This is a genomic window from Puerhibacterium puerhi (assembly GCF_009846865.1).
GTDB classification, from domain to species: domain Bacteria; phylum Actinomycetota; class Actinomycetes; order Actinomycetales; family Cellulomonadaceae; genus Puerhibacterium; species Puerhibacterium puerhi.
The window spans coordinates 287489-311420 of record NZ_WUWN01000001.1; the positions used below are offsets into that span (position 1 = coordinate 287489).

At 75.2% G+C, this 23932-nt stretch carries 22 protein-coding genes; 6 read left to right on the forward strand and 16 right to left on the reverse strand.

All coding sequences use genetic code 11. The features are described 5' to 3' along the window. Nucleotides 1-84: 84 nt before the first annotated feature. From GSF02_RS01360 to GSF02_RS01385, 6 genes are all read right to left on the reverse strand, one after another. Complete coding sequence (locus tag GSF02_RS01360) at nt 85-963, reverse strand: phosphogluconate dehydrogenase C-terminal domain-containing protein (RefSeq protein WP_159791950.1); 879 nt, start codon at nt 961-963, stop codon at nt 85-87. Beyond that, complete coding sequence (locus GSF02_RS01365; RefSeq protein WP_159791952.1) at nt 960-1805, reverse strand: sugar phosphate isomerase/epimerase family protein; 846 nt, start codon at nt 1803-1805, stop codon at nt 960-962. The genes GSF02_RS01360 and GSF02_RS01365 overlap by 4 nt, the downstream gene beginning before the upstream one ends. Continuing rightward, a complete protein-coding gene (locus GSF02_RS01370; protein WP_235915288.1) occupies nt 1802-2620 on the reverse strand; it encodes a triose-phosphate isomerase family protein in 819 nt (272 codons plus the stop codon). Before GSF02_RS01370 ends, GSF02_RS01365 begins: the two co-directional genes overlap by 4 nt. Beyond that, nucleotides 2614-3135, reverse strand: a complete 522-nt coding sequence (locus tag GSF02_RS01375) for a ribose-5-phosphate isomerase (RefSeq protein WP_159791954.1) — start codon at nt 3133-3135, stop codon at nt 2614-2616. The genes GSF02_RS01370 and GSF02_RS01375 overlap by 7 nt, the downstream gene beginning before the upstream one ends. Before the next feature lie 62 nt (nt 3136-3197). Continuing rightward, nucleotides 3198-4919: a dihydroxyacetone kinase family protein gene (locus GSF02_RS01380; protein ID WP_159791956.1), complete on the reverse strand. Its 1722-nt coding sequence runs from the start codon at nt 4917-4919 to the stop codon at nt 3198-3200. Further along, nucleotides 4916-6298, reverse strand: coding sequence for an MFS transporter (locus tag GSF02_RS01385; protein ID WP_159791958.1), 1383 nt, complete (start codon nt 6296-6298; stop codon nt 4916-4918). Before GSF02_RS01385 ends, GSF02_RS01380 begins: the two co-directional genes overlap by 4 nt. Before the next feature lie 149 nt (nt 6299-6447). Here GSF02_RS01385 and GSF02_RS01390 point away from each other — a divergent pair, with 149 nt between their 5' ends. From GSF02_RS01390 to ggt, 3 genes are all read left to right on the forward strand, one after another. Continuing rightward, nucleotides 6448-7197, forward strand: coding sequence for a FadR/GntR family transcriptional regulator (locus tag GSF02_RS01390; RefSeq protein ID WP_159791960.1), 750 nt, complete (start codon nt 6448-6450; stop codon nt 7195-7197). A 70-nt stretch (nt 7198-7267) separates the two neighbouring features. Continuing rightward, on the forward strand, nt 7268-8098 hold the full coding sequence (locus tag GSF02_RS01395) for an alpha/beta fold hydrolase (RefSeq protein WP_159791962.1): 831 nt from the start codon (nt 7268-7270) through the stop codon (nt 8096-8098). Nucleotides 8099-8188: 90 nt separating this feature from the next. Continuing rightward, the gene (gene ggt, locus GSF02_RS01400; RefSeq protein WP_159791964.1) at nt 8189-10039 is read left to right on the forward strand and encodes a gamma-glutamyltransferase; all 1851 of its coding nucleotides are present in this window, start codon (nt 8189-8191) and stop codon (nt 10037-10039) included. Nucleotides 10040-10135: 96 nt separating this feature from the next. Here the strand turns inward: ggt and rhaS are convergent, their stop codons facing one another. The 5 genes from rhaS to GSF02_RS01425 all read right to left on the reverse strand — a co-directional run bounded on the left by rhaS (nt 10136) and on the right by GSF02_RS01425 (nt 15525). After that, nucleotides 10136-11197: a rhamnose ABC transporter substrate-binding protein gene (gene rhaS, locus GSF02_RS01405; protein WP_159791966.1), complete on the reverse strand. Its 1062-nt coding sequence runs from the start codon at nt 11195-11197 to the stop codon at nt 10136-10138. A gap of 20 nt (nt 11198-11217) precedes the next feature. Beyond that, nucleotides 11218-12285, reverse strand: a complete 1068-nt coding sequence (locus tag GSF02_RS01410; protein ID WP_159791968.1) for an ABC transporter permease — start codon at nt 12283-12285, stop codon at nt 11218-11220. Then, the gene (locus tag GSF02_RS01415) at nt 12282-13358 is read right to left on the reverse strand and encodes an ABC transporter permease (protein WP_159791970.1); all 1077 of its coding nucleotides are present in this window, start codon (nt 13356-13358) and stop codon (nt 12282-12284) included. The genes GSF02_RS01410 and GSF02_RS01415 overlap by 4 nt, the downstream gene beginning before the upstream one ends. Beyond that, nucleotides 13355-14929: a sugar ABC transporter ATP-binding protein gene (locus GSF02_RS01420; protein ID WP_159791972.1), complete on the reverse strand. Its 1575-nt coding sequence runs from the start codon at nt 14927-14929 to the stop codon at nt 13355-13357. Before GSF02_RS01420 ends, GSF02_RS01415 begins: the two co-directional genes overlap by 4 nt. Before the next feature lie 176 nt (nt 14930-15105). Next, nucleotides 15106-15525: a VOC family protein gene (locus GSF02_RS01425; RefSeq protein ID WP_159791974.1), complete on the reverse strand. Its 420-nt coding sequence runs from the start codon at nt 15523-15525 to the stop codon at nt 15106-15108. 131 nt (nt 15526-15656) lie between these two features. Between GSF02_RS01425 and GSF02_RS01430 the strand changes: the two genes are divergently transcribed. Then, nucleotides 15657-16640, forward strand: a complete 984-nt coding sequence (locus tag GSF02_RS01430; protein ID WP_159791976.1) for a helix-turn-helix transcriptional regulator — start codon at nt 15657-15659, stop codon at nt 16638-16640. 41 nt (nt 16641-16681) lie between these two features. Here GSF02_RS01430 and GSF02_RS01435 read toward each other — a convergent pair whose 3' ends face one another. Next, on the reverse strand, nt 16682-17092 hold the full coding sequence (locus tag GSF02_RS01435) for an HNH endonuclease (protein ID WP_159791978.1): 411 nt from the start codon (nt 17090-17092) through the stop codon (nt 16682-16684). Between the two features lie 227 nt (nt 17093-17319). After that, on the reverse strand, nt 17320-19425 hold the full coding sequence (locus GSF02_RS01440; protein WP_159791980.1) for a SpoIIE family protein phosphatase: 2106 nt from the start codon (nt 19423-19425) through the stop codon (nt 17320-17322). Between the two features lie 85 nt (nt 19426-19510). Between GSF02_RS01440 and GSF02_RS01445 the strand changes: the two genes are divergently transcribed. Beyond that, nucleotides 19511-20050 carry a GNAT family N-acetyltransferase gene (locus GSF02_RS01445; RefSeq protein WP_159791982.1) on the forward strand — a complete coding sequence of 180 codons (540 nt, stop codon included), beginning with the start codon at nt 19511-19513 and terminating at the stop codon, nt 20048-20050. 51 nt (nt 20051-20101) lie between these two features. Here the strand turns inward: GSF02_RS01445 and GSF02_RS01450 are convergent, their stop codons facing one another. Continuing rightward, nucleotides 20102-20887, reverse strand: coding sequence for a class I SAM-dependent methyltransferase (locus GSF02_RS01450; protein WP_159791984.1), 786 nt, complete (start codon nt 20885-20887; stop codon nt 20102-20104). Between the two features lie 108 nt (nt 20888-20995). On the opposite strand from GSF02_RS01450, the gene nhaA reads away from it, so the two are divergent. Further along, complete coding sequence (gene nhaA / locus GSF02_RS01455) at nt 20996-22900, forward strand: Na+/H+ antiporter NhaA (protein WP_159791986.1); 1905 nt, start codon at nt 20996-20998, stop codon at nt 22898-22900. A gap of 52 nt (nt 22901-22952) precedes the next feature. Here the strand turns inward: nhaA and GSF02_RS01460 are convergent, their stop codons facing one another. Next, nucleotides 22953-23363, reverse strand: coding sequence for a VOC family protein (locus GSF02_RS01460; protein WP_159791988.1), 411 nt, complete (start codon nt 23361-23363; stop codon nt 22953-22955). After that, nucleotides 23360-23812, reverse strand: coding sequence for an NUDIX domain-containing protein (locus tag GSF02_RS01465; RefSeq protein ID WP_159791990.1), 453 nt, complete (start codon nt 23810-23812; stop codon nt 23360-23362). The genes GSF02_RS01460 and GSF02_RS01465 overlap by 4 nt, the downstream gene beginning before the upstream one ends. Nucleotides 23813-23932 lie beyond the last annotated feature (120 nt).

Sequence of the window (23932 nt, forward strand, 5' to 3'; positions counted from 1 at the left end):
CGACCCGCGGATCGCCCGGCGCGTCCTGTGCCCACGGCCGAGGGGTGGCCCCCGGCGGGGGCGGCGGGCGCAGGGCCCGGAGGCTCAGCGGCGCACCGCGTCGATCTTGAGCATCTTGGCGATCACCGTGTCGAGCTCGGTGTCGTCGAAGATCTGCTTCCAGTCCTCCTTGATGATCTTCTCGCGGCCGTAGCCCATCGCGATGTGGCAGGCGTCCGAGAAGGGGTTCGAGCCGCGCAGGCCGTTGGTCAGCGCGATCCAGGTGTGGCCCCAGAGCATGGCGCGGGCGGCCTCGCGCGGCACGCCGACCGTGTTCACGGTCTCCTCGAGGGCCTCGTTGAGGAAGTCGCCGATCATGCAGGCGATGGTCTCGACCAGCGTCGGCTCGAGCACGGCGAGCTGCTTGACGGTGACCCAGTGCACCTGGATGACCGGCGCGTACATCGTGGAGATGACGCCCTCGGCGATCGCGCGGACCTCGTCGGAGCCGTTCTCCAGGGCGGCGACGACCTCCTGCGGGGCGGCGATGCCGCCGAACGTGTCGTCCCACTCCTCCTTGGTGGTGCGCTCGAGGAACACCGACGGGTGGCACGGGTGCGCCACGGCGTAGTGGATGTCCTCGCGCTGGGCCAGCAGGCCCGCGTAGGCGGCGGCCGGGTCGAGCGTGAGCACGATGGCGCCCGGCTTCATGACCGGCACGACGTCCTCGGAGACCGCGCCCAGGACGACGTCCGGCACGGCGAGGATGACGACGTCGGCGGCGCGGGCGGCCTCCAGCGTGTCGGTCACGGTGCGGCCCAGACCCTCGATGCGCTCGCGGCCGGCCGGGGACGCCTCGGCGTAGAGCGTCGTGTAGTCCTCGCTCTTGGCGAAGTTGTTCGAGACGCGGGTGCCCATCTTGCCGCCGGCGCCGATCACGGCGACGGTCAGCTGGCCGGTCTCGGTGGGAAGGGTGTCGGTCATGACCTGCTCCTGAGGTACTCGATGGTGAGGGTGGTCCACTCCTGCTCGGTGCGGACCGTGGTCTCGGCGTCGGTCTCGCCGGCGGCGGCGTCCTGCCACGGCAGCCAGAACTCGATCACCTGGTTGATGCCGCGCTCGGCGGGGCGCAGCACCCGGCGGATGCCGGCGTAGTCCAGCCGGCCCGTGCCGGTCGGGACGCCGGTGTAGTGGAACCCGACCCACCCGTCGGTGCGGGTGAAGCCGAAGTCCTTGACGTGCCAGCTCCTCGTCCACGGCGCGCAGCGGGCCACGACGTCGTCGGGGTGCTCGAGGTTGGCGACGGTGTTGGCCGGGTCCAGGCAGATGCCCAGCGCCGGCGAGTCGATCTGCGCCACCAGGTCGACGAGCTCGGCGGAGGAGACCTGCTCGTAGGTCTCCAGCGCGAGGGTCACGCCGGCGGCCTCGTACCGCGGCAGCACCGCCCGCAGGCGGCGGCGCTGCTCGGCGGCGTCCGGGCGGTCGTCGCCGCTGGTCCACATGGAGCGCACGAGCGTGGCGCCGAGGGCCTCGGCGACGTGCAGGTACCGCTCCAGGTGGTCCTCGCGGGTGCCGCGGGTGCCGACCTCGAGGGTGATGCCGAGGTCGTCGGCCAGCGCCCGGATCTCGGCCAGCCGCTCGTCGGACGCGGTGTCGAGCGGCAGGTGGTCGCACACCTGGAACAGCGTCACGCCCTGGGCGGCGGTGTCCCGCAGGACGTCGTCGAGGGTCATGGGCGCGGGAGCACGCTCGGACATGCGCCAGAAGTAGGCGTAGGTGCTCAGGCCGATGTCGCTGCCGGTCGCCGTCGCGGGCTGGACGCTCATGCGGCCACCCCTTCGAGCGCGAGGGCCTCGTCGAGGATCGCGGCGACCGCGGCCGGGTCGTGCGCGAACCGGCCGAGGAACAGGCCGCGGACGCGCCCGGCGCCGCGGGTCAGCAGGCCCGGGCCGGCGCTGCCGCCGTAGATCACGCGGCTGCCGGCCAGCTCGGGCCGGGCGTCGAGCCAGGCCCGCAGCCCGTCGAGCACGCCGGCGATGTGCGCGTCGGGGGCCGGGGCCGGGGTGCCGATCGCCCAGACCGGCTCGTACGCCACCAGCACGGGGCCGAGGGCGCCGGCCGCCGCGGCGGCCGACAGGTCCGACTCGAGCTGGGCGGTGACGGCGGCCAGGGCCGCGGCCACGGCGCCGTCGGGGACGGCCGGCGCGCTCGCCTCGCCGACGCACAGCAGCGGCGTCAGGCCGTTGCGCAGGGCGGCGTGGACCTTGTCGGCCACGACCCGGTCGTCCTCGCCGAACAGGCGGCGACGCTCGGCGTGGCCGACCTCGACGAGGTCGCAGCCGACTTCGCGCAGCTCGCGCCCGGACACCTCGCCGGTGAACGCGCCCTCGTCGGCCCAGGCCAGGTCCTGCGCACCGAGGTGCACCCCGGTGCCGGCCAGCGCCTCGCGGACGCCCACCAGCGACGGGAACGTCGGCACGACGAACAGGTCGACCAGGCCGCCGGTGACGGCGGGGTGTGCGCGGGCGACGTCGGCGACGGCGCGGGCCCACTCCAGGGTGCGGGCGTGGCCGAAGTACATCTTCAGCGACACCCCGACCGTGAGGGTCGGCGCGCCGACGGAGGGCCCCGGGGTCAGCACGACGCCGCACCCCCGGCGGCGGCCCGCTCCGCCGTCGCGCCGCGCGCGGCCTCGTAGTCGGAGAGCACCTGCACCTTGGCGGCCGAGGCGCTGGCGGGGTCGAACCGGTAGGTCAGCCACTCGCGCACGAGCCGGCGGGCCAGCTCGAGGCCGACCACCCGCTGGCCCAGGCACAGCACCTGCGCGTCGTTCGACAGGATCGAGCGCTCGACGGAGAACGAGTCGTGCGCGGTCACAGCCCGGATGCCGGGCACCTTGTTGGCGCTGATCGCCACGCCCAGGCCCGTGCCGCACACCAGGACCGCGCGGTCGGCCTCGCCGCGGGCCACCATCTCGGCCGCGGCGATCGCCACCGACGGGTAGGGCGTGTGCGACTCGGCGTCCACGCCCACGTCGGCCACCGAGGCGACACCGGCGTGCGCGAGCAGGTCGGCCTTGATGGCCTCCTTGTAGTCGAAGCCGGCGTCGTCCGAGCCGACGACGATCCTGAGCTGATCGGTCTGGTTGTCGGTCATGGAGCTCCTCCTGGGGTGATGGCTCGGGTGCGTGGCCCGGGCGGGACTGCTGCGGGCGCCGCTCAGGCCGGGACGGCGAGCGTGTCCAGCACCGCGGCGGTGACGAGCGCGAACGACACGGCACCGGCGTCGGGCGTGCCGACGGCGTGCTCGGCGTGGGTGCGGGCGCGGCCCATCCGCGGCAGCAGGTCCGCCGTGCCGTCGGCGGCCGCACGGGCCGCGGCGGCGGCGGCGGTCCAGGCGGCGACGAGGTCGTCGCCGGCCTCGACGCGGGCGGTCAGGGTGGTGTCGAACGGCACCAGGGCGTCGACCATGGTCTTGTCGCCCACCGTGGCGCCGAACGCTCCGATCGCCTCGGTGGCGGCGTGCACGCCGCGGGCGACGGTTGCGGCGTCGGGCTGCTCGTCGTCCCCGACGACGCGGCCGAGCGCCGCCAGCGCGGCGCCCCACAGGGCCCCGGAGGTGCCGCCGGCCTTGTCCGACCAGGCGTCGCCGGCCACGGTCAGCACGGTGCCCGCCCCGGCGCCGCGCGCCAGGGCGTCGGCGGTGGCGGCGTCGGCGGCGTGGACGCCGCGCTGCATGCCGATGCCGTGGTCGCCGTCGCCGGCGACGGCGTCGATCCGGCCCAGCTCGTCGACGTGCTCGTCGATGGTGGCGCGCGCGGCGGCGATCGCCGCGGCGACCCGGGCGGCGGCCTCGCGCGAGGCGTCCGACGCCGGCGGGATCGGCGTCGCGGCGTCCGCGGCGAGGGTCTCGGCGTCGACGCGCTCGGCCGGCGCGGCGGCGCCCTTGCGGTAGGCCGGGGCGTCGGCGGGTGCCGCCCACAGCTCCTCGAGCTCGGCGTCCGGCCAGAACAGCGTCAGGGAGACGCCGGCCATGTCGAAGCTGGTGACCAGCTCGCCGACCTCGGGCTCGACGACGACCACGCCGGCCGCCTCGAGCAGCTGCTGCACCCGGCGGAAGACGACGAAGAGCTCCTCGTACTTCACCGAGCCCAGGCCGTTGAGGATCGGCACGACGTGCGCGCCGGGCACCTCGACGCCGTCGGGCACCTCGTCCAGGAGGCGGCCGACCAGCAGCTCGGCGAGCTCGTCCGCGCTGGGCACGTCGGTCTCGTCGATGCCGCGCTCGCCGTGGATGCCCATGCCCACGGCCATGCGCCCCTCGGGCACGGTGAACAGCGGCTCGTCGGCGCCCGGCAGCGAGCAGCCGGAGAAGGCCACGCCGAACGACCGGGTGCGCTCGTTGGCGCGCTCGGCGACGGCGGCGACCTCGTCGAGGCTGCGGCCCTGCTCGGCCGCCGCGCCGGCGGTCTTGAAGACGCACAGATCCCCGGCGATGCCGCGGCGCTTGTGCCGCTCGTCCACCCCGGCGCTGGCGACGTCGTCGGTCACCCGGACCGTGCGCACCGCGATGCCCTCGGCCTCCAGCGCGCGCTGGGCGGCGTCGAAGTTCAGCACGTCGCCGGCGTAGTTGCCGTAGGACAGCAGCACGCCGCCGCCGTGGTGGCTCGCCTTGGCCACCGCGGTGACCTGCTGCGCCGACGGGCTGGCGAAGAGGTTGCCCATCGCGGCGCCGGCCGCGAGGCCGTGGCCCACGAGGCCGCCGAAGGCCGGGTAGTGGCCCGAGCCACCGCCGATCACGAGGGCGACGGTCCCGGGGGCCGACGTCGTGGCCCGGGCGACGCCGCCGTGCACGCGCCGCACCCAGCGGCCGTTGGCGGCGACGAACCCGTCGACCATCTCGTCGGCGAACTGCGCCGGGTCGTTGAACAGGCGCGTCATGCCCGGACCTCCGCGGGGACGTGCTCCTCCTGCGCCGGGCCGGCCGTGGGGTCGTCGGCACGGCCGCGGCGGGCCAGCACGGCCATCAGCACGGCGGACAGCAGCATGAAGAAGCCGACGATGAACATGGGCGCCTGGTAGCCGCCCGTCCAGTCGCTCACGGCGCCGGTGACGTACGGGGCGGCGAAGCCGGCCAGGTTGCCGAGGGTGTTGATCAGCGCCACGCCCGCCGCGGCGGCGGCGCCGGTGAGGAACCGGGTGGGCACGGTCCAGAAGTTCGGCAGGGCCGCGAAGATGGCGCAGGCGGTGACGGCCACCACGGCGATGGTGGCGGCGGGCGACCCCATGAACAGCGCGACCGGGATGCTCACGCCGCCGGCGACGGCGGGGATCACGATGTGCCAGGTGCGCAGGCCGCGGCGCGAGGCGTCGCGGGACCAGAACCACAGCACGATCGCCGCGGGCACGTACGGGATCGCCGTGACCAGGCCCTTCTCGAACAGGTCGAAGGTGGTGCCGAACTGCTCCTGGAAGCCGTCGATGATCGTCGGCAGGAAGAAGCTCAGGGCGTACAGGCCGTAGATGAAGCCGAAGTACACGAACGCGAGCATCCACACGCGGCCGCTGCCGAACGCGATCTTCAGGCCGCCCTTGGCGTGGTCGCTGCCCGCCTTGCCGGCGTTCTCGGCGGCCAGCTCGGTCTCGAGCCAGGTCTTCTCCTCGGCGGTCAGCCAGCTCACCTGCGAGGGCTTGTCCTTGAGCACGAAGAGCGTCAGCACGCCGACGACGATGGCCGGGACGGAGACGCACAGGAACATGAAGCGCCAGCCCTCGAGGCCCAGGGCGGCGTCGTGGGTCATGAGCCAGCCGGCCAGCGGGGAGCCGATGACGTTGGTCAGCGGCTGGGCCAGGTAGAACAGCGCGAGCATCTTGCCGCGGTGGCGGGCCGGGACCCACATCGACAGGAACAGGATCGCGCCGGGGAAGAACCCGGCCTCGGCGACGCCGAGCAGGAAGCGCAGGCCCACCAGCTGCGGGTAGTTCTGCACCCACGTGAACAGCAGCGAGACGACGCCCCAGGTGATCATGATCCGGGCCAGCCAGACGCGGGCCCCGAACCTGTGCAGCGCCAGGTTGGAGGGCACCTCCAGCAGGATGTAGCCGATGAAGAACACGCCCGAGGCGAAGCCGAACTGGGCGGCGCTCAGCGCGAGGTCGGCCTCGAGGCCGTTCGGCGCGGCGAAGCCGATCGCGGTGCGGTCGAGGAAGTTGATGAAGAACATCAGGGCCACGAACGGCACGATGCGGAGCGAGATCTTGCGGATCGTCGACTGCTCGACGGCGGAGGTCTGACGGCCTCCGGGGGCGGGGATGTCCACGGTGACTCCTGCTTCAGGTGAACGACGCTGCTCGGGACTCAGCGCTACGACTGTGGCGCGCGGCACCGATCTTGGGTGCGCGACCCCGGACTTGTCAACCGGTTGACCAATCGCCCTCTCAAAGCATGGGCGCCCGGTACGCTTCCGCCATGCCGGTGTTCAGGGACGACGACCCGCTGAACGTCCGACTCGAGCTCGAGTCGGTGCCCAGCGGCTCCCCCGCGTCCGTCGTCGCGCGTCAGCTCGTCCAGCTGCTCACCGACGGCGAGCTCGCGCCGGGCTCGCGGCTGCCCTCCGAGCGGCTGCTCGCCGAGCGCCTCGGCGTCGGCCGCTCGGCCGTGCGGGAGGCCCTCGCCGCGCTCGAGATCCTCGGCATCGTGCACGTGCGGCCCGGGTCCGGGACCTACCTGCAGGGCGGCACGTCCGACCTGCTGCCCACGACGCTGAGCTGGGGCCTCATGCTGGCCGCGGACCGCACCCGCGAGCTGCTCGAGGTGCGCTCCTCGCTGGAGTGCACGGCAGCGGTCCTGGCCACTCAGCACGCCACGGACGAGGAGCTGGACCGGCTCACGCACTACCTCGAGCAGCAGGCCGCCAACCTCGACGACCCCGAGGCGTTCATCGACGCCGACATCCGCTTCCACGTCCAGATCGCCCGGTCGGCGCGCAACGAGGTGCTGGCCGACCTGCTGCAGAGCATGCGCTCCCTGCTGCGGGTGTGGGTGGACCGCGGCGTGCGCACGCGCGAGAGCACCGAGGCCGCCTACGAGGAGCACCGGCGGGTGCTGGAGGCCATGCGCACGCGCGACCCGGCAGCGACCGAGGCGGCCATGGGCAGCCACATGGCCACCGCGAGCGCCCGCATCCGCGCGGTCGAGGCGGGCGCCGTCAGCGACTGACCGTTGTGGCGGCGCGTGGCGGCCGCGCCGACAGGCGGCCGGTGCGCGCGGCCGGTGCGACGCTGAGGCGATGACCGCACCGCGCTTGACCACCCTGCACCGCGGCCGGCTCACGTTCGCCGTGCACGACGCCGGGCCCGCGGACGGCCCGCCGGTCGTGCTGCTGCACGGCTTCCCGGAGGACTCCTCGTCCTGGTCACGCGTCGCCCGGCTGCTGCACGACGCCGGGCTGCGCACGGTCGCGCTCGACCAGCGCGGCTACTCTCCCGCCGCGCGGCCGGCCGCCCGGGCCGCCTACCGGCTGGAGCACCTCGTCGCCGACGTCGGCGCGCTGCTGGGCGCCCTCGGCCTGGCGCACGTCGTCGGGCACGACTGGGGTGGCAACGTGGCGTGGGCGCTGGCGGCGTGGGCGCCCGAGCGGGTGCGCAGCCTCACCGTCCTGTCCACGCCGCACCCGCGCGCGCTGGCCCGCTCGCTGCCGCGCTCCGACCAGGCGCTGCGCTCGGCCTACGTCGCGTTCTTCCAGCTGCCCGCGGTGCCCGAGGCGGTCCTGGGCCGCTGGCTCGCGCCCGGCCTGGAGCGCACCGGGCTGCCGGCGCCCGACGCGGCGCGCTACGCCGCCCGCCTGGGCGACCCGGCCACCCTGCGCGGGATCCTCGGCTGGTACCGGGCGCTGCCGCTGGCGCGCACCCCCGTGGGCGACGTCGAGGTGCCGACGACGTACGTCTGGGGTGCGCAGGACGTGGCGCTGGGCCGGGTGGCCGCGGAGGCGACCGAGCGCCACGTGCGGGCGCCGTACCGGTTCGTCGCGCTCGACGCGAACCACTGGCTGCCGGAGACCCAGCCCGACGAGGTGGCCGCCGCGGTGGTCCGGCAGGTCGCCGCCGCCTCGCCGGCCTAGTCGCCGGCCTCGCAGGTTCGCCGGGCGAGGGTCGCCCGACCGGGTGACGGTGGTGGCACCGGACCCCGTCACCGACCTCAGGAGAGTGCCATGGACCACCGTCGTTCCATCCGGCGCCGGCCGTCACCCCGTCCGCTCGCCGCCGCCCTCGTCGCGACCGGCCTCGCGGTCGCCGGCGCCGTGCCCGCGCTCGCACCCGCCGCCGCCGACCCGCGTCAGCAGGAACCCTCCCCGCTGGCCGTGGGCACCGGCGGGGCGATCAGCACCGTCGACCCCGAGGCCAGCCGCGTCGGGCTGGAGGTGCTGCGGCGCGGCGGCAACGCCGTCGACGCCGCCGTCGCCGCCGCCGCGGCGCTCGGCGTCACCGAGCCGTACAGCGCCGGGATCGGCGGCGGCGGGTACTTCCTGCACTACGACGCCGAGACCGGCGTCGTGGAGACCATCGACGGCCGCGAGACCGCCCCGCAGGCGATGCCGCACGACGCGTTCGTCGACCCGGCCACCGGCGAGCCGTACAACTTCACCCCCGAGCTGGTGACCAGCGGCGTGTCGGTCGGCACGCCGGGCACGCCCGCGACGTGGGACCTGGCGCTCGAGCGCTGGGGCACCCTCTCGCTCGCCGAGGCCCTCAGGCCCGCCACGCAGCTGGCCCGGCGCGGGTTCGTCGTCGACGAGACGTTCCGCAGCCAGACGCTCGACAACGCCGAGCGGTTCGCGGCGTTCCCCGCCACCGCCGAGCTGTTCCTGCCCGGCGGGGACGCCCCGGCCGTCGGCAGCGTGTTCCGCAACCGGGACCTGGCCGACACCTACAGCCTGCTGGCCAAGCACGGCGTCGAGGCGTTCTACGGCGGCCGCCTGGCGCAGGAGATGGTCGACGCCGTGCAGCACCCGGTCACCGACCCCGCCACCGACCTGCCCGTGCCGCCCGGCTACCTCGAGCTCGAGGACCTGGCCGGCTACGAGGCGCTGGTGCGGGAGCCGACCCGCGTCGACTACCGGGGCCTGGACGTCTACGGCATGGCGCCGTCGTCGAGCGGCGGCTCCACCGTCGGCGAGGCGCTGAACATCCTCGAGCGCTTCGACCTCGCCGGGATGTCCGACGCCGAGTACCTGCACCACTACCTCGAGGCCAGCGCGCTGGCCTTCGCCGACCGGGGCGCCGCCGTCGGCGACCCGGCCTACGTCGACGTCCCGCTCAAGACGCTGCTGTCCGACGAGTACGCCGCCGAGCGCGCCTGCCTGATCGACCCCGCGAAGGCGCTGCCCAAGCCGCTGCCGCCGGGCGACCTCACCGCCGACGGCGAGCCGTGCACGGCGGCCGCGCCGGTCGAGGACCCGGACACCGAGAACGTCTCGACGACGAACCTCACCGTCGTCGACGCCTCCGGCGACGTCGTGGAGTACACGCTCACCATCGAGCAGACGGGCGGCTCCGGCATCGTGGTGCCCGGCCGCGGGTTCCTGCTGAACAACGAGCTGACGGACTTCACCGCGGTGTGGGACGAGGCCGACCCCAACCGGATCGAGCCGGGCAAGCGGCCCCGGTCGTCGATCTCGCCCACGCTCGTGATGCAGGACGGCGCGCCGGTGCTCGCGCTGGGCTCCCCCGGCGGCTCGACGATCATCACCACGGTGCTGCAGACGCTGACGAACCGGATCGACCGGGGCATGCCGATCGGCGAGGCGCTCGCCGCGCCGCGGGCCGCGCAGCGCAACACCGCGACGGTGACGGCCGAGCCGGCCTTCATCGAGGCCTACGGGCCGGCGCTCGAGGCGTACGGGCACACGCTCGAGGCGTCCGGCGACGCCTTCTCCAGCGCGGCGGAGATCGGCGCGGCCACGGCGATCGAGATCGGCCCGGACGGGCTTCTCACCGCCGTCGCCGAGCCGCAGCGTCGCGGCGGCGGCGCGGCGCTCGTCGTGGACCCGGTGCGGCACTGAGCCGCCCCGACTGAGCCGCCCCGACGACCGTTGTGGGCACAGGGCACGCCGGCCGTTCTCCGGAACGGCCGGCGTGCCCTGTGCCCACTGGCGGGTTCAGAAGTCGAAGTCGCCGATGTTGTCCTTGTCGAACACGAACGGGTCGCCGAGGACCACGACGCCGTCCGGCCCCACGGTGTACTCCCCGAGCTTGCCGGCCTCGAACGTGTCGCCCTCCTTGCCCGTGATCTCGCCGTTGACCAGCGCCGCCGTGGCGTAGGTGGCGAGGTAGCCCAGGTCGCCCGGGTTCCACAGGGCGAACGACGTGACCGTGCCGTCCTCGACGTACGGCCGCATCTGGTTGGGGGTGCCCAGCCCCGTCAGGGCGACCTTGCCCTTGTACTGCGAGTTCTGCAGGTACCGGGCGGCGGCGGCGATGCCCACCGTGGTGGGCGAGACGATGCCCTTGAGGTTCGGGTGGTTCTGCAGCAGCGCCTCGGTCTCGTCGAAGGACTTCTGGTCCTCGTCGTCGCCGTACACGGTGTCGACGAGCTGGATGTTCGCGTAGTCGGGGTTGTTCTTCAGCTCGTCCTCCATCATCGCGATCCAGGCGTTCTGGTTGGTCGCGTTGGCGCTGGCGGACAGGATGGCGATCTCGCCCTCGCCGCCGATCTGCTCGGAGATGAGCTCGAGCTGCTTGGACGCGATGCCCTCGGCCGTGGCCTGGTTGACGAACAGGTCGCGGCAGTCGGGGCTCGTGTCGGAGTCGAAGGTGACCACCTTCGTCCCGGCGTCGCGCGCCTCGTCGATCGCGTCGCAGATCGCCGTCGGGTCGTTCGCCGAGACGATCAGGCCGCCGACGCCCTGCTGGGCGGCGGTGTTGATGTACTGCACCTGGGCGTCCGGGCTGGCCTGCTCGGGCCCGACCTGCTCGATGGACGCGCCCAGCTCCCCGGCCGCCTCCTCCGCCCCGGCCGTGCTGACGTCGAAGTACGGGTTGCCGAGGTTCTTCGGGAGCATCGTCAGGGTCAGGTCGCCGCCGCTCTGGCCGCCGCCCGCCCCCGTGGCCTCGCCCCCGCCGCCACCGCCGTCGTCCCCGCCACCGCAGGCGGCCAGGGTCAGGGCGGCGCTGAGCGTCACGGCGACGAGCGCCGCGCTGCGCTGGGTGTGGAACTTCATCGTTCTCCCTCTCGCCTGAGTCAGGCGCCGGCGGACGCCGCGCGCCGGGACGAGGTCTCGGGCGCCTCCGCGGAGGACCCGGGCCTCGGACGTCGGAGCCGACCCGACACGTAGGCCACCAGGGCGCCGGAGACGACCGAGACGATCAGCAGCACCCCGATGACGATGTTAGTGACGTTGACGGTCACGCCCTCGAGCCGCAGCGCGCTGGCGATCACGCCGATGAGCACGACGCCCGCGAGCACGCCGTGCAGCCGGCCGCGGCCGCCGAAGATCGACACCCCGCCGAGCAGCACCGCGGCGATCACCTGCAGCTCCAGGCCGGTGGCGTTGTCGCCGCGGGCGCTGCCGAACCGCAGCGTGAAGTACAGGCCCGCGAACGCCGACACCACCCCGGACAGGACGAACAGCACGAGCTTCGTGCGCGCCACGTGCACCCCGCTGAACCGGGCGGCCTCCCCGTTCAGGCCGATGTCGTAGACGCCGCGGCCGAACGGGGAGAAGTGCAGCAGCAGCGTGAACACGACGACCAGCGCCGCGAACGGGACCATGACGAGCGGGACGCTGCTCTCCCCCACGGTGCCGGTGGCCAGGTCGGTCCAGGCCTCGGGGAAGTCGGTCACGGCGGTGGTCCCCAGCAGCCCGACGGCGACGCCGCGGAAGAGCGCCAGCGTGCCGATCGTCACGGCCAGCGACGGCAGGCCCACGTACGCCACGAGGACGCCGTTGAGCGTGCCGCAGGCGGCCCCGACCAGCAGCGCGACGGCGCCGGCGGCGGGGACCGACATCCCGCCCTGGTGCAGCACGCCGAGCAGCACGCTGCTGAGCCCCACGATGCTCGCCACCGACAGGTCGATCTCCCCGGTGATGATGACCAGCGTCATCGGCAGCGCGATGAGCAGGATCGGCGCGGTGTCCTGCAGCAGGTACTTCAGGGTGAGCGGGCCGTCGAAGTTCGGCACGGCGGCGAGCGCCCAGCAGATGACCACGACGGTCAGCGCGATGATCGCGGACTCGCGGGTCAGCAACACCCGCTTCCACAGCGGCTGCGAGTAGGGGGCGTAGGCCCGGGTCGGGGTGCTGCTCATGCGACGTCCCTCGCTCGGACGAGCCTGCGCGCCTGGCGTGCCGCCAGCACGCGGTCCAGCACGATCGCGCCCAGGATCAGGGCGCCCCACACGGCGCGCTGCCAGAAGTCGGCGATGCCGAGGCTCGGCAGCGCCCGGTTGATGGTCACCAGCAGGAACGCGCCGATCGCGGCGCCCCACACGGTGCCGCTGCCGCCGAAGATGGCCACGCCGCCGATGACGACGGCGGCCACCGCCTGCAGCTCGAACCCGGAGCCGACGCTCGAGCTCACCGTGCCGTAGCGGGCCGTGTACACCACGCCGGCGAGCCCGGCGAGCGCCCCGCTGAGCACGAACGCGGCCATCACGCGGCGCCGGACGCCCAGGCCGTACAGCAGCGCGGCGTCGGGGTCCGACCCGATGGCGTACAGCTCCCGCCCGCCGCGGGCGGTGTACAGGTAGTAGCCGACGACGGCGAGCACGGCCAGCGCCACGAGCGTGAGCACCGGGACGGTCAGCACCGACCGGTTGGCCAGCGCGAGGAACCCGGCCGGCAGGTCGCCGGCGTTGATCCGCTCGCTGCCGGCCCAGGTCAGCATGATGCCGCGGTAGGCGTACAGCGTGCCCAGGGTGATGACGAGCGACGGCACCCGGGCGAGCGAGACGAGCACGCCGTTGACGAGCCCGAGCAGCGCCCCGGCGGCCAGGCCGGCGGCGAAGACGACGACGACCGGGATGCCGGGCACGTCGATGAACAGCCGCCCGGTGAGGTAGGCCGTCAGGGCCATCACCGAGCCGACGGACAGGTCGACGTTGCGGGTGATGATCACCGTGGCCTGCCCGACGGCGAGCAGCAGCAGGATCGAGGGGTTGAGCAGGAAGTTGCGCCAGCCGTCGGCGCTGAACAGGAAGCCGCTGTTGCGGGCGGTGGCGGCGACGACGACGGCGACCAGCACGAGGAAGATCGACAGCTCGCGCGAGCGCAGCACCACCCCCAGCACCCGGCGTCCGCGCGAGAGCCTGCTGGGCTCGACGAGCAGCGCCTCGGAGGTCGACGCCTCGGCGCCCTCGTCGTGCCGCAGGGGCTGGCTCATGACGCGGCCTCCGTGGGTGCGACGTCGGACGGCCGGTGCCCCTGCAGCCCGGCCGCGTGGTGCCCCGGGTGCTGCGTCGCGGCGAGCATGACCGCCTCGGGGGTGGCCTCCTCGCGCGCCAGGTCGGCCGTGATGCGCCCCTCCGCCACGACGAGCACCCGGTCGGCCATGCCGAGCACCTCGGGCAGCTCGGACGAGATCATGAGGATGGCGATCCCGCGCCCGGCCAGCTCCGACAGCAGCCGGTGGACCTCCGCCTTGGTGCCGACGTCGATCCCGCGGGTGGGCTCGTCGATGATCAGCAGCCGCGGCTCGGTGGCCAGCCACTTGGCGATGACCACCTTCTGCTGGTTGCCGCCGCTCATCGTGGTCGCGTGCATGTCGAGCGCGCCCGTCTTGACCTCGAGCCGCGAGGCCCACGGCGCGGCGGCGGCGTTCTCGGCGCGCGCCGTGAGCAGGCCCAGCCGGGCCAGGCTCCCGCGGATCACCCCGGCGACGTTGCGGGACACGGACGCGTCGATCACCAGGCCCTGGCGGCGGCGGTCCTCGGGCACGAACGCCATGCCGGCCTCGATGGCCGCGCGCGGGCTGCCGGGCGGCACGGGTTTGCCGGCCAGGCGCACCGACCCGGCGTCGTAGCGGTCGACGCCGAAGACGGCCCGGGCGATCTCGCTGCGCCCGGCCCCGACCAGCCCGGCGAGGCCGACGATCTCGCCGGCCCGGACGGTGAAGGACACGTCCTGGAACACCCCGGCCGAGGTCAGCCCCTGCACCTCGAGCACCGGGTCCCCGAGCGCGGCGGGCGTCTTGGGGAACAGCTCGGCGACGTCCCGCCCCACCATCGCCGCGACGATCCGGTCCACCGACGTGCTGGCGGTCGGGTGCGTGGCGACGTACTCGCCGTCGCGCATCACGGTGACCGTGTCGCACAGCGCGAACACCTCGTCGAACCGGTGGGAGATGAACACCAGCGCCCGGCCCTCGTCGCGCAGGCTGCGGGCGACGGCGAACAGGCGCTCGACCTCGACGCCGCTGAGCGCCGCGGTCGGCTCGTCCATGATCAGCAGGCGCGCGTCGAGGGAGATGGCCTTGGCGATCTCGATGATCTGCTGGTCGGCGATCGACAGGCCCTCGGCCTTGCGGCGGGGGTCGATGCGCACCCCGAGGCGCTCGAAGAGCCGGGCCGCCTCGGCGTACATCGCGGCGCGGTCGATCCGGCGCAGGGCGCCGAGCGGGTGGCGGCCCATGAAGATGTTCTCGGTGACCGACAGGTCGGGGAAGAGCGTGGGCTCCTGGTATATCACCGCCACGCCGTGCGCCTTGGACTCCGCCGTCGAGCCGAAGTCGACGGGCCGCCCGTCGAGCAGCAGCTCGCCGCCGTCGCGCCGGTACACCCCGGCCACGATCTTCACGAGGGTCGACTTGCCCGCACCGTTCTCCCCCACCAGGGCGTGGATGGAGCCGGGCGCGACGACGAGCGTGCCGGACCGCAGGGCGACCACCGGTCCGAACGCCTTGCGCACGCCACGCAGCTCCAGCGTGGGCACCACGTCAGCGGGGTGCTCCGCCATCGCCCCTCCCAGGAGTGAACCGATACAGCGGATCTGCGCACCGTAGGTTCCCCGGTCCCGCGGCGTCAATGATCGCGCCGGTCACGGCTCTGTACCGGTTCGGGATTCCACCCGCCGGGCCGCCGCTGTGGCGGCCCGGCGGGTGGCGCCGGCGGAGTGCTCCGGCAGCCCGGCCGTCAGGACCAGGAGGCCTCGACGTCGAGCACCCACGTCACGCCGAAGCGGTCGGTGAGCATCCCGTACAGCGGTGCCCAGGCGGACGGGGCCAGCGGCGCGACGACGGTGGCGCCGTCGGCGAGCCGCTCCCAGTAGCGGGAGATCTCCGCGGCGTCCGCTCCCCGCACGGAGGCGAAGAATGGGATGACGCCCGGCTCCCAGGCCGTCGCGGCCGGCACGTCGTAGGCCATCACGCGGAAGCCGGCCTCCGAGGCGACCTGGCCCCACATGACCTGGTCGGCGGCGGCGGGGTCGGTGACGGCCCCGGCGTCCTGGTACGTGATGACCGCGAGCTCGCCGCCGAACACGGACCGGTAGAACTCCAGGGCCGCGCGGGCGTCGCCGCGGAAGTTGAGGTGAGGGGTGACGGTGACGGACATGGGTGTGCTCCTCGTGCTCGGGCCTGCGCGGTCGCGCGCGGCCGTCCGGACGCCGGACGTCCCCGGCGCTGACGCCACGCTCCCAGCAGAAGCGGTCAGATCGTGGCCGCTACCGTGCCTAGGCTCGGGACATGACCGACGCGACCTCCCGGCTGCTGCGGCTGCTGTCCCTGCTGCAGACGCCCCGCGACTGGCCCGGTGCCGCGCTGGCCGAGCGGCTCGGGGTCAGCCCGCGCACGCTGCGCCGCGACGTCGACCGCCTGCGCGCGCTGGGCTACCGCGTCCGGGCGGTCAAGGGGCCCGACGGCGGGTATCGGCTCGACGCCGGCGCCGAGCTGCCGCCGCTGCTGTTCGACGACGAGCAGGCCGTGGCGCTCGCCGTCGCCCTGCGCACGCAGGCCGGCGCCGCCGGCGGCCTCGGCGAGGCCGCCGCCGGCGCCCTGGCCACCATGCGGCAGGTGCTGCCCGCGCGGCTGCGCCACCGGCTGGACGCGCTGCGGTTCGCGGTGCTGCCCGCCGGGCCGGCGGCGAGCGCCGCCGTCGAGCCCGCCACGCTGCTCGCGCTGACCGCGGCGATCGACCGCCGGGAGGTGCTGCGGTTCGACCACGCGGGCGCCGGGGCGCCGGCCGGCGGGCCGCCGCGCCGGGTCGAGCCGCACCACCTGGTGACGCGCGGCGGCCTGTGGTACCTCGTCGCCTGGGACCTCGACCGCGACGACTGGCGCACCTTCCGTGCCGACCGCGTCACGCCGCGCACGCCGACCGGGCCGCGCTTCGCCCGGCGGGAGGTCCCGGGCGGGGACGTCGGCGCCTTCGTGGCGGAGCGGTTCCGGGGCGGCCCGGGCGACGCCGGCGGCGGCTGGCCGTGCCGGGGCGAGGCCGTGCTGGCGCTGCCCGCGGCCGAGGTCGCGCCGTTCGCCGGCGACGCCGTCGTCGAGGCGGTCGGCCCCGGCCGCAGCCGCGTGCTGGCCGGGTCCTGGTCGTGGCCGGCGCTGGCGGCGTGGCTGGGCCGCTTCGACGCCGAGATCGAGGCGGTGAGCCCGCCGGAGCTGTCCGACGCGTTCGCCGCGCTCGCCGCCCGGTACGCCCGGGCGGCGACGCCGCGCGGCGCGTGACGTGGCGCCGGCCGCGGCCGGTGGTCGCCGACGGCGGCGCCTCAGCCCCCGTACGCCGCCGGCCCCGCCCGCCGGCGCTCCAGCCGGCGCCGCTGCGCCGCGACGTAGGCGCGGGCCCGGCGCTGCCCGCCCCGCTCTGCGATCGCGCGGTCCAGGGCGTCGAGCGCCCGGACGACAGCGGCCTCGTCCGGGCGCCAGCCGCGCCGCTCGCACTCCTCGAGCCACTCGACGACGCCGCGGTGCCCGCGCTCGGAGTTGCAGCGCCGGCACGCCGGGACCTCGTTCTCCAGCCACGACGGGCCGCCGCGGGCCCGCGGCACGAGGTGGTCGCGCGTCGGGGGCACGAGCGGGGCGAACGCGCGCCCGCACCACACGCACCGCGGCCCGTCCCGCTCGACGGCGAGCCGGAGCCGCTGCGCGCGCGCCGCCTGCCGGGGCTCGTCGGGGCTCACCCCGCCGACGCTACGTCCGCCGCGCGCCGCTCGGGCCGGCGACGGGGGCCGGCTGCGGACGGGCGAAGGCCCCGGGTCCCTCGTCGAGGAGGGCCAGGGGCCTTCGCATGTCCCGGCGACGCTGCCAGGACCTCGGCCGCGCCGCAGCGCCGCCGAAGTTCGTCGTCGGTTTGAGCCTGGCCGGAGGCCGGGGCGGGCGGGGTCCCCCGAAACGGGTGATCCTCGGCTCACCAGCCGAACGACGCCCACACGACCTTGCCGCCGCCCGGGGTGGCGTGCCAGCCCCAGGCGCGCGAGACCCGGTCGACGATGTGCAGCCCGTGCCCGCCGGGCAGCCCGGCGCGTCCCGAGCGCGGCTGCGGCCCGGCGGTGTCGCGGTCGCACACCTCGACCCGGATCGCCGGGCCCTCGCCGCGGAACCGCAGCACGATGGTCCGCGTGCTGACCGCGTGACGCACGGCGTTGGTCACCAGCTCGCTCGTCGCCATCTCCACGGCCGCGAGCACGGCCGCCGGCGCGCCGCGCTCCGCGGCCCGCGCACGCACCCAGTGCCGCGCCTGGGCGACCGACGCCAGCTCCGCGGCGAGCCGGCACTCCGCCTCGACGCCGTCGTCGGCCGGCGCGGGCGCCAGGGTCGTGACTGGCGCCGCGCCGCTCGGGCGCACCGCCACCATGGCGATGTCGTCGTCGGCCGCGTGCGGGACCATCTGCCCCAGGACGGAGTCGGCCAAGTGGTCGAGGTCGCGCTCGTGCGCCCCGGCCAGCGCGTGCGTCAGCTCGACCAGCCGCTCCTGGAGGCCCACCCGGCGCTGCTCGACGAGGCCGTCCGTGTAGAGCATGAAGGTGTCGCCGACGGCGATCTCGACGGCGTGGTCGGTCCGGGCCCGCTCCGTGCCCAGGCCGAGCGGGAGGTCGTTGCGCCGCCAGAGGATCTCGACCTCGCCGTCGGCCCGCACCACGACGGGCGGCGGGTGACCGGCCGACGACCAGCGCAGCGTCCGCACGCTGCGCTCGTCGGCGACCTGCTCGATGCGCGCGACGATCACCGTGGACAGGGCGTCCACCCCCAGGCTCAGCCCCTGCACGGCGTCGTCGACTCGGCGCAGGACCTCGGCCGGCGTCCCGTCGTGGTCGTAGGCGAGCGCGCGGACCAGGCCGCGGATCTGGCTCATCGTGACGGCCGCGTACAGGTCGTGCCCGACGACGTCGCCGATCACCAGCACCGTGGCGCCGTCGCGGGTGACGAAGGCGTCGTACCAGTCGCCGCCGATCTTCAGGTCGTCGGCGGCCGGCTGGTAGCGCACCGCGAGCTGCAGGTGGTCCGGCTCCGGGGGCGTGCTGAGCACCGCCTGCTGCAGGGCCAGCGACGTGGCGCGCTCTCGGGCGGCCTCCCGCTCCAGGCGGTTCGCGCGCTCGCGCAGCGCCGCGACCACCTCCCGCTGGGCGAGCGTGCTGCGCAGCCCGGAGGCGACGGTGGCGCCGACGACCGAGAGGAACCGCAGGTACTCGTCGCCCAGGGGCAGGCGCGGGGACGCCTCGAGCACCAGGGCCCCGACGACTCCCTGGCGGCCGCCCTGCAGCGGGGTGACGACCGTCGCGCCCGCCACCACCGGCTCGCCGCCGTGCGCCGCCTCCCCCACCAGGCCGTGCTCGACGTCCGGCTGCGTGGCCGCCGCCGTCTCGGCGAGCAGGTCGAACCCGTGGTCGGCCTTGACGTAGAACGCCGCCCTCGCCACGTCGACGCTCGCGTCCAGGACCTTCACCACGGCCGTGCCGAGCGTCTGGATGCTCTCGACGTGCGCGCCGGTGGCGACGTGCAGCTCGTCGAGCACCGCGAGGCGGCGGGCCGCGCGCACCTGCTGCGTCGTCTCGGTCGAGATGTCGAGGACGCCGGCGATGCTGCCGTCGTCGTCCAGCAGCGGGCTGTAGGAGAAGGTGAACACGCCCTCCTCGACGAACCCGGAGCGGTTGAAGTAGAGGACCTTGTCCTCGGTCCAGGTCGGCTCGCCGGTGCGCAGGACGTGGTCGAACAGCGGCCCGACCTCGTCCCACAGCTCCGCCCACACCTCGGCCGCCGGCGCGCCGAGCGCCCCCGCCCGGTGCTTCACCTCGCCGAGGATGTCGCGGTAGGCGTCGTTGTAGATGAGCGTGAGGTCCGGCCCCCACACGAGCATCACCGGGAACCGCGTCGAGAAGCACAGCTGCACGACGTGACGCAGCGCCGTCGACCAGGTCTCGGGCGCTCCCAGGGGCGTGCGGTCCCACGCGACGTCGCGCGCCTCGCGGCCTACGTCGCTGAGCTCGGTCGCCGCCACGAACCATGCTGCGGTCACCGGGAGATCGTACGAGGAGCCGGCCCGCTTCACCTGCGGTCGGGCCGGGCCGGGAGCCCGGCGCCGGCTCCCCTAGGCTCCGACGATGGACTTCTCCGCGCGGGTCGACGACGACATCGAGCTGGTGCTGGCGGACGAGCGGGCCGCGCCGGTCCTGCACCGGCTGATCCTCGAGAACCTCGACCACCTGCGGCCGTGGGAGGAGCTCGCCCGCGACGGTCTCACGCTCGCCGAGATGGCCGACGACCTGCGGGCGGGGCGCCGCGCGTGGGCGGAGGGCCGCTCGATCCCCACCGCGATCCGGTACCGCGGGCACGTCGTCGGGGCGGCGGGCGCCCGCCTGGCGCCCGAGGTGGCCCGCGCGGAGATCGGCTACTGGATCGACGCCGCCCACCAGGGCCGCGGGATCATCACGCGCGCGGTCGGCACGCTCGTGCACGCGCTGTTCGAGGACCACGGGACGCACCGCGTCGAGCTGCGGACGGCGGCGGACAACCACCGCAGCCGTGCGGTCGCCGAGCGGCTCGGGTTCACCCTGGAGGGGACGCTCCGCGAGGCGTACCCGATCGCCGGCCGGCGGCACGACCTGTGCGTCTACGGCCTGCTGCGCGGCGACCGGCGCTGACCGGGGCCTCAGCTGACCGGGCCTCAGCTGACCGGGTCTGGCTGGCCCGGTCTACCCGGGCACGGACCCCGACCCCACGAGCGCGGTCGACGGCAGCGCGAGCAGACCGCCCGGGCGGTCGGCGGTGAGGGCGTCGTACGCCGCTCGCATCGCCCGCCGCGTCGCCGCGTCCTGGGCCCGGTAGGTCTGCCCGATCGTGGCGAGCCCGGCCTCGACGCCTGCCCACAGGTCGGCCGGGGCGATGCTGAACGTCCAGGACACCTTCCGCACCGTGGCGCCGTCGAGCCCGGCCCCGGTCAGCAGCCCCGCGAGGCCCTCGGCGTCGCGGGCGAAGTCGTCCTCGGGCGGCAGCCGCGTCCCGGCCGGCGGCCGGGCCCCGGACCGCTCGACGACCGCTGCCCACAGCAGGCTCAGGGGCGACGCGGGCGCGCCGGGCCAGATGCTGACCCGGACCGTTCCTCCAGGCCGCACCACCCGCGCGAGCTCCCGCACCGCGCGGCGCGGCCGCTCGACGTGGTTGACGACGAAGCCGGCGACCGCGGCGTCGAAGGCGTCGTCGGCGAACGGCAGGTCCGGCAGGGCGGCGTGCACGAAGGTGACGTCGGGCCGGCGGACCGCCGCGAGCTCGATCATGGTGGGCTCGGCGTCCACGGCCGTGACCCGGTGCCCGGCGTCGGCCAGCGCCGCCGCAAGCGTGCCGGTGCCCGTCCCGGCGTCGAGCACCCGCGCCGGCGTCACGTCGGACAGCCCCCGCACCATCGCCGGGGCCGCCCCGGCGCACAGCCGCCCGAACGAGCGGTCGTAGACGGCCGCCACGCCGTGCCACCGGGTCGCCACACGGCGACCGTACAGCGCGCGGCCGCGCCGAGGCGCGAGCCCGAGGAAGCGACGGGCGCGCCGCGGTGTTGTCGCTCACACCTGGCGGCACCCCGACGGAGGAGTCCCATGTCGTTGCCTGTCGTGATCGAGCAGTCCCCGAACCCGGAGCACCCCGACCCGGCCGCCGCGCGCGGTCCGTCGATCGCCGCCCTGGTGCGCCAGATCGGCCCGCCCCGGGCGGGGGCGCTGCTGCTCGTGCTCGGCACGGTGCTGGCGATCGTGTGGGCGAACGCGGCCCACGACTCCTACGAGGCGTTCTGGGACACCCACCTGACGATCGGTGTCGGCGGCGACCTGAGCCTGGACGTCACGCTCCACGCCCTGGTCAACGACGCCCTGATGGCGATCTTCTTCTTCACCGTCGGCCTCGAGGTGCGGCGCGAGTTCGCGATCGGCGAGCTGACCAGCTGGTCGCGGGCGGTCGTGCCGATGGTCGCCGCGCTGTGCGGGCTGGCGGTGCCGAGCCTGCTGTACCTGCTGCTCGCGAGCGGGTCCGGGTGGGAGCACGCCTGGGGGGTGGTGATCTCCACCGACACCGCGTTCCTCGTGAGCGGGCTGGCCCTGGTCGGGCCGCGCGCCGGCGGGCGCCTGCGGGTGTTCCTCCTGGCGCTCGCCGTCGTCGACGACATCGGTGCGCTGAGCATCATCGCGCTGGTCTACACCGCGGACTTCGACCCCCTGCCGCTGCTGGTCGCGGCGGTGGGCCTGGCCGGGATCTGGTGCACGCGGTACGTCCCCACGGGGCGCGGCCCGATCTACGCGACGCTGGCGATCGTCGTCTGGCTCGCCTTCCTCGCCTCCGGGGTGCACCCGACGCTCGCCGGCGTCGCCGTCGCGCTGCTGGTCCCGGTGTACCGCCCGAGCCGGCGCGACGTGGAGCACGCGCTGGCGCTGGCCCGCACCTTCCGGCAGTCCCCCAGCAGCCAGTACGCGCGGGCGGCGGCCAACTCCCTGCGCGAGTCGATCTCCGTCAACGAGCGGCTGCCGTCCGCGTACGCCCCGTACGTCGCCTTCGTGATCCTGCCCGTGTTCGCGCTCGCCAACGCGGGCGTCGAGGTCTCGCCCGCGGTCCTGGCCGCGGCCGCGACGTCCCCGGTGACCTGGGGCGTCGTCGTCGGCCTGGTGGTCGGCAAGCTCGTCGGTGTGCTCGGCTCGACGACGCTGCTGCGCGTGATGCGCCTCGGCGAGCTGGGCCCCGGCCTGACGACCGGGCGCCTCGCCGGCGGCGCGGCCCTGTGCGGCGTCGGGTTCACGCTGTCGCTGTTCATCGTGGACCTGGCGATCGACGACCCGGCGGTGCAGAACGAGGCGCGGGTGGGCGTGCTGCTCGCCTCGGTGCTGGCGTTCGCGCTGGCCACGGTGACGTTCCGCGCGGCCGAGCCGAGGGTGCCGGACCACGAGCCCGGCAGCGTCCTGGAGCGACCCGTCGACCTGGAGCGCGACCACGTCTACGGCCCGCCGGACGCCCCGCTCACCCTGGTGGAGTACGGCGACTTCCAGTGCGGCTTCTGCCTCAAGACCGCCGGCACGATCCAGGAGGTCGTCGACGAGCTCGGCGGCCGGCTGCGGTACGTGTGGCGGCACGCGCCGCTGGTGCGCTTCCACCCCAACGCCGTCGCCGCGGCGGAGGCCTCGGAGGCGGCGGCCCTGCAGGGCCGGTTCTTCGAGTTCGAGCGCGCGCTCTTCGCGGACCAGGAGCACCAGCAGCCGGCCGACATCCTGCGGCGGGCGGAGGAGCTCGGGCTGGATCTCGAGCAGTTCGAGAAGGACCTGACCTCGCCGGCGGTCGCCGCCCGGGTCCGCGACGACATGCTCGACGCCGAGGCCATGGACATCACCGCCGTGCCCACGCTGTTCGTCAACGGCGTCCGCCACACGGGCCCGCACGATGCGCGCTCGCTGATCGAGGCGCTGGAGCGGACGGCGCCCGCGGACGCCGCCGCCGCGGAGCCCAGCCCCCGGCTGGCATGAGCCGGGGCGCGGCTCGCCCGCGCGGGCGGTCGCCGGCGGCGGATGGCCGCCGTCAGTCGGCGTCCCCGCCCTCGAACCCGACGAGCCAGTGCACGCCGTAGCGGTCGACGACCTGCCCGTCGGAGGCTCCCCACGGCCGCGCCTGCAGGTCGTCCACGACCCGGCCGCCCCGCGCGAGACCCGAGAACCACGCGCGCAGCGTGGCGGGCGGCGCCGTGCCGAGCAGCGCGAGCATCATGCCCTCGCTCCGGAACGCCGGCTCGTCGCCCGTCGCGTCAGCGGCGAAGAGGGCGACCGGCCCGTCGACCAGGTAGCCGTGGCCGACGGCGTCGGCCGGGCCGTCGTCCCGGCCGAGCTCGGCGAGGGTGTGCAGCCGCACCGCGCAGCCGAAGACCTCGCCGTAGAAGGTCAGGGCCTCGCGGGCGGTGCCCGGGAGCTTCAGGTAGGGCGTGGGGTCCGTCATCCGGCCGATGCTAGGGGCCCCCACCCCGGCCCGGACAGGGGTTCGATCGCGCCGGGGCGCTCGCCGCTCGCGAGGCGCGCGGCGGCGAGGATCGTCCTGGTGTACCCGGCGGGCATGTCGAGGCCGGCCACCTCGTCGACGGAGAAGAAGCGCAGCTGCGCGTGCTCGTCGCTCGTCACGAGCTCCGCGTCCCCGTCCAGGTGCGCCAGGTAGCTGGCCACCGCGACCCTCCCCGCGCCGGGGACGTCGTAGTACCAGATGTCCACCAGCTCGCCGATGCGGACGGCGATGCCGGCCTCCTCGGCGAGCTCACGAGCGATCGTGGCGTGCGGGTCCGGGTCGCCCGGGTCGGCGCGACCGCCGAGCAGCTCCCACTCGTCGCGCGGGTTCCTCCCCACGAGCACACGGCCCGCGGCGTCGAGCACCACGGCCTTGAACGAGACGTCCACCGGTCGGTCCCCCTCTCGGGCCCGGGCGTCGGTCGCGGCCCGGACCGCCCACGCGAGCACGGTAGGAGGCACGGTACGAGGCGCCCCCGGCGGACACGCCGCGGGCGCGCCGGCGGGTGC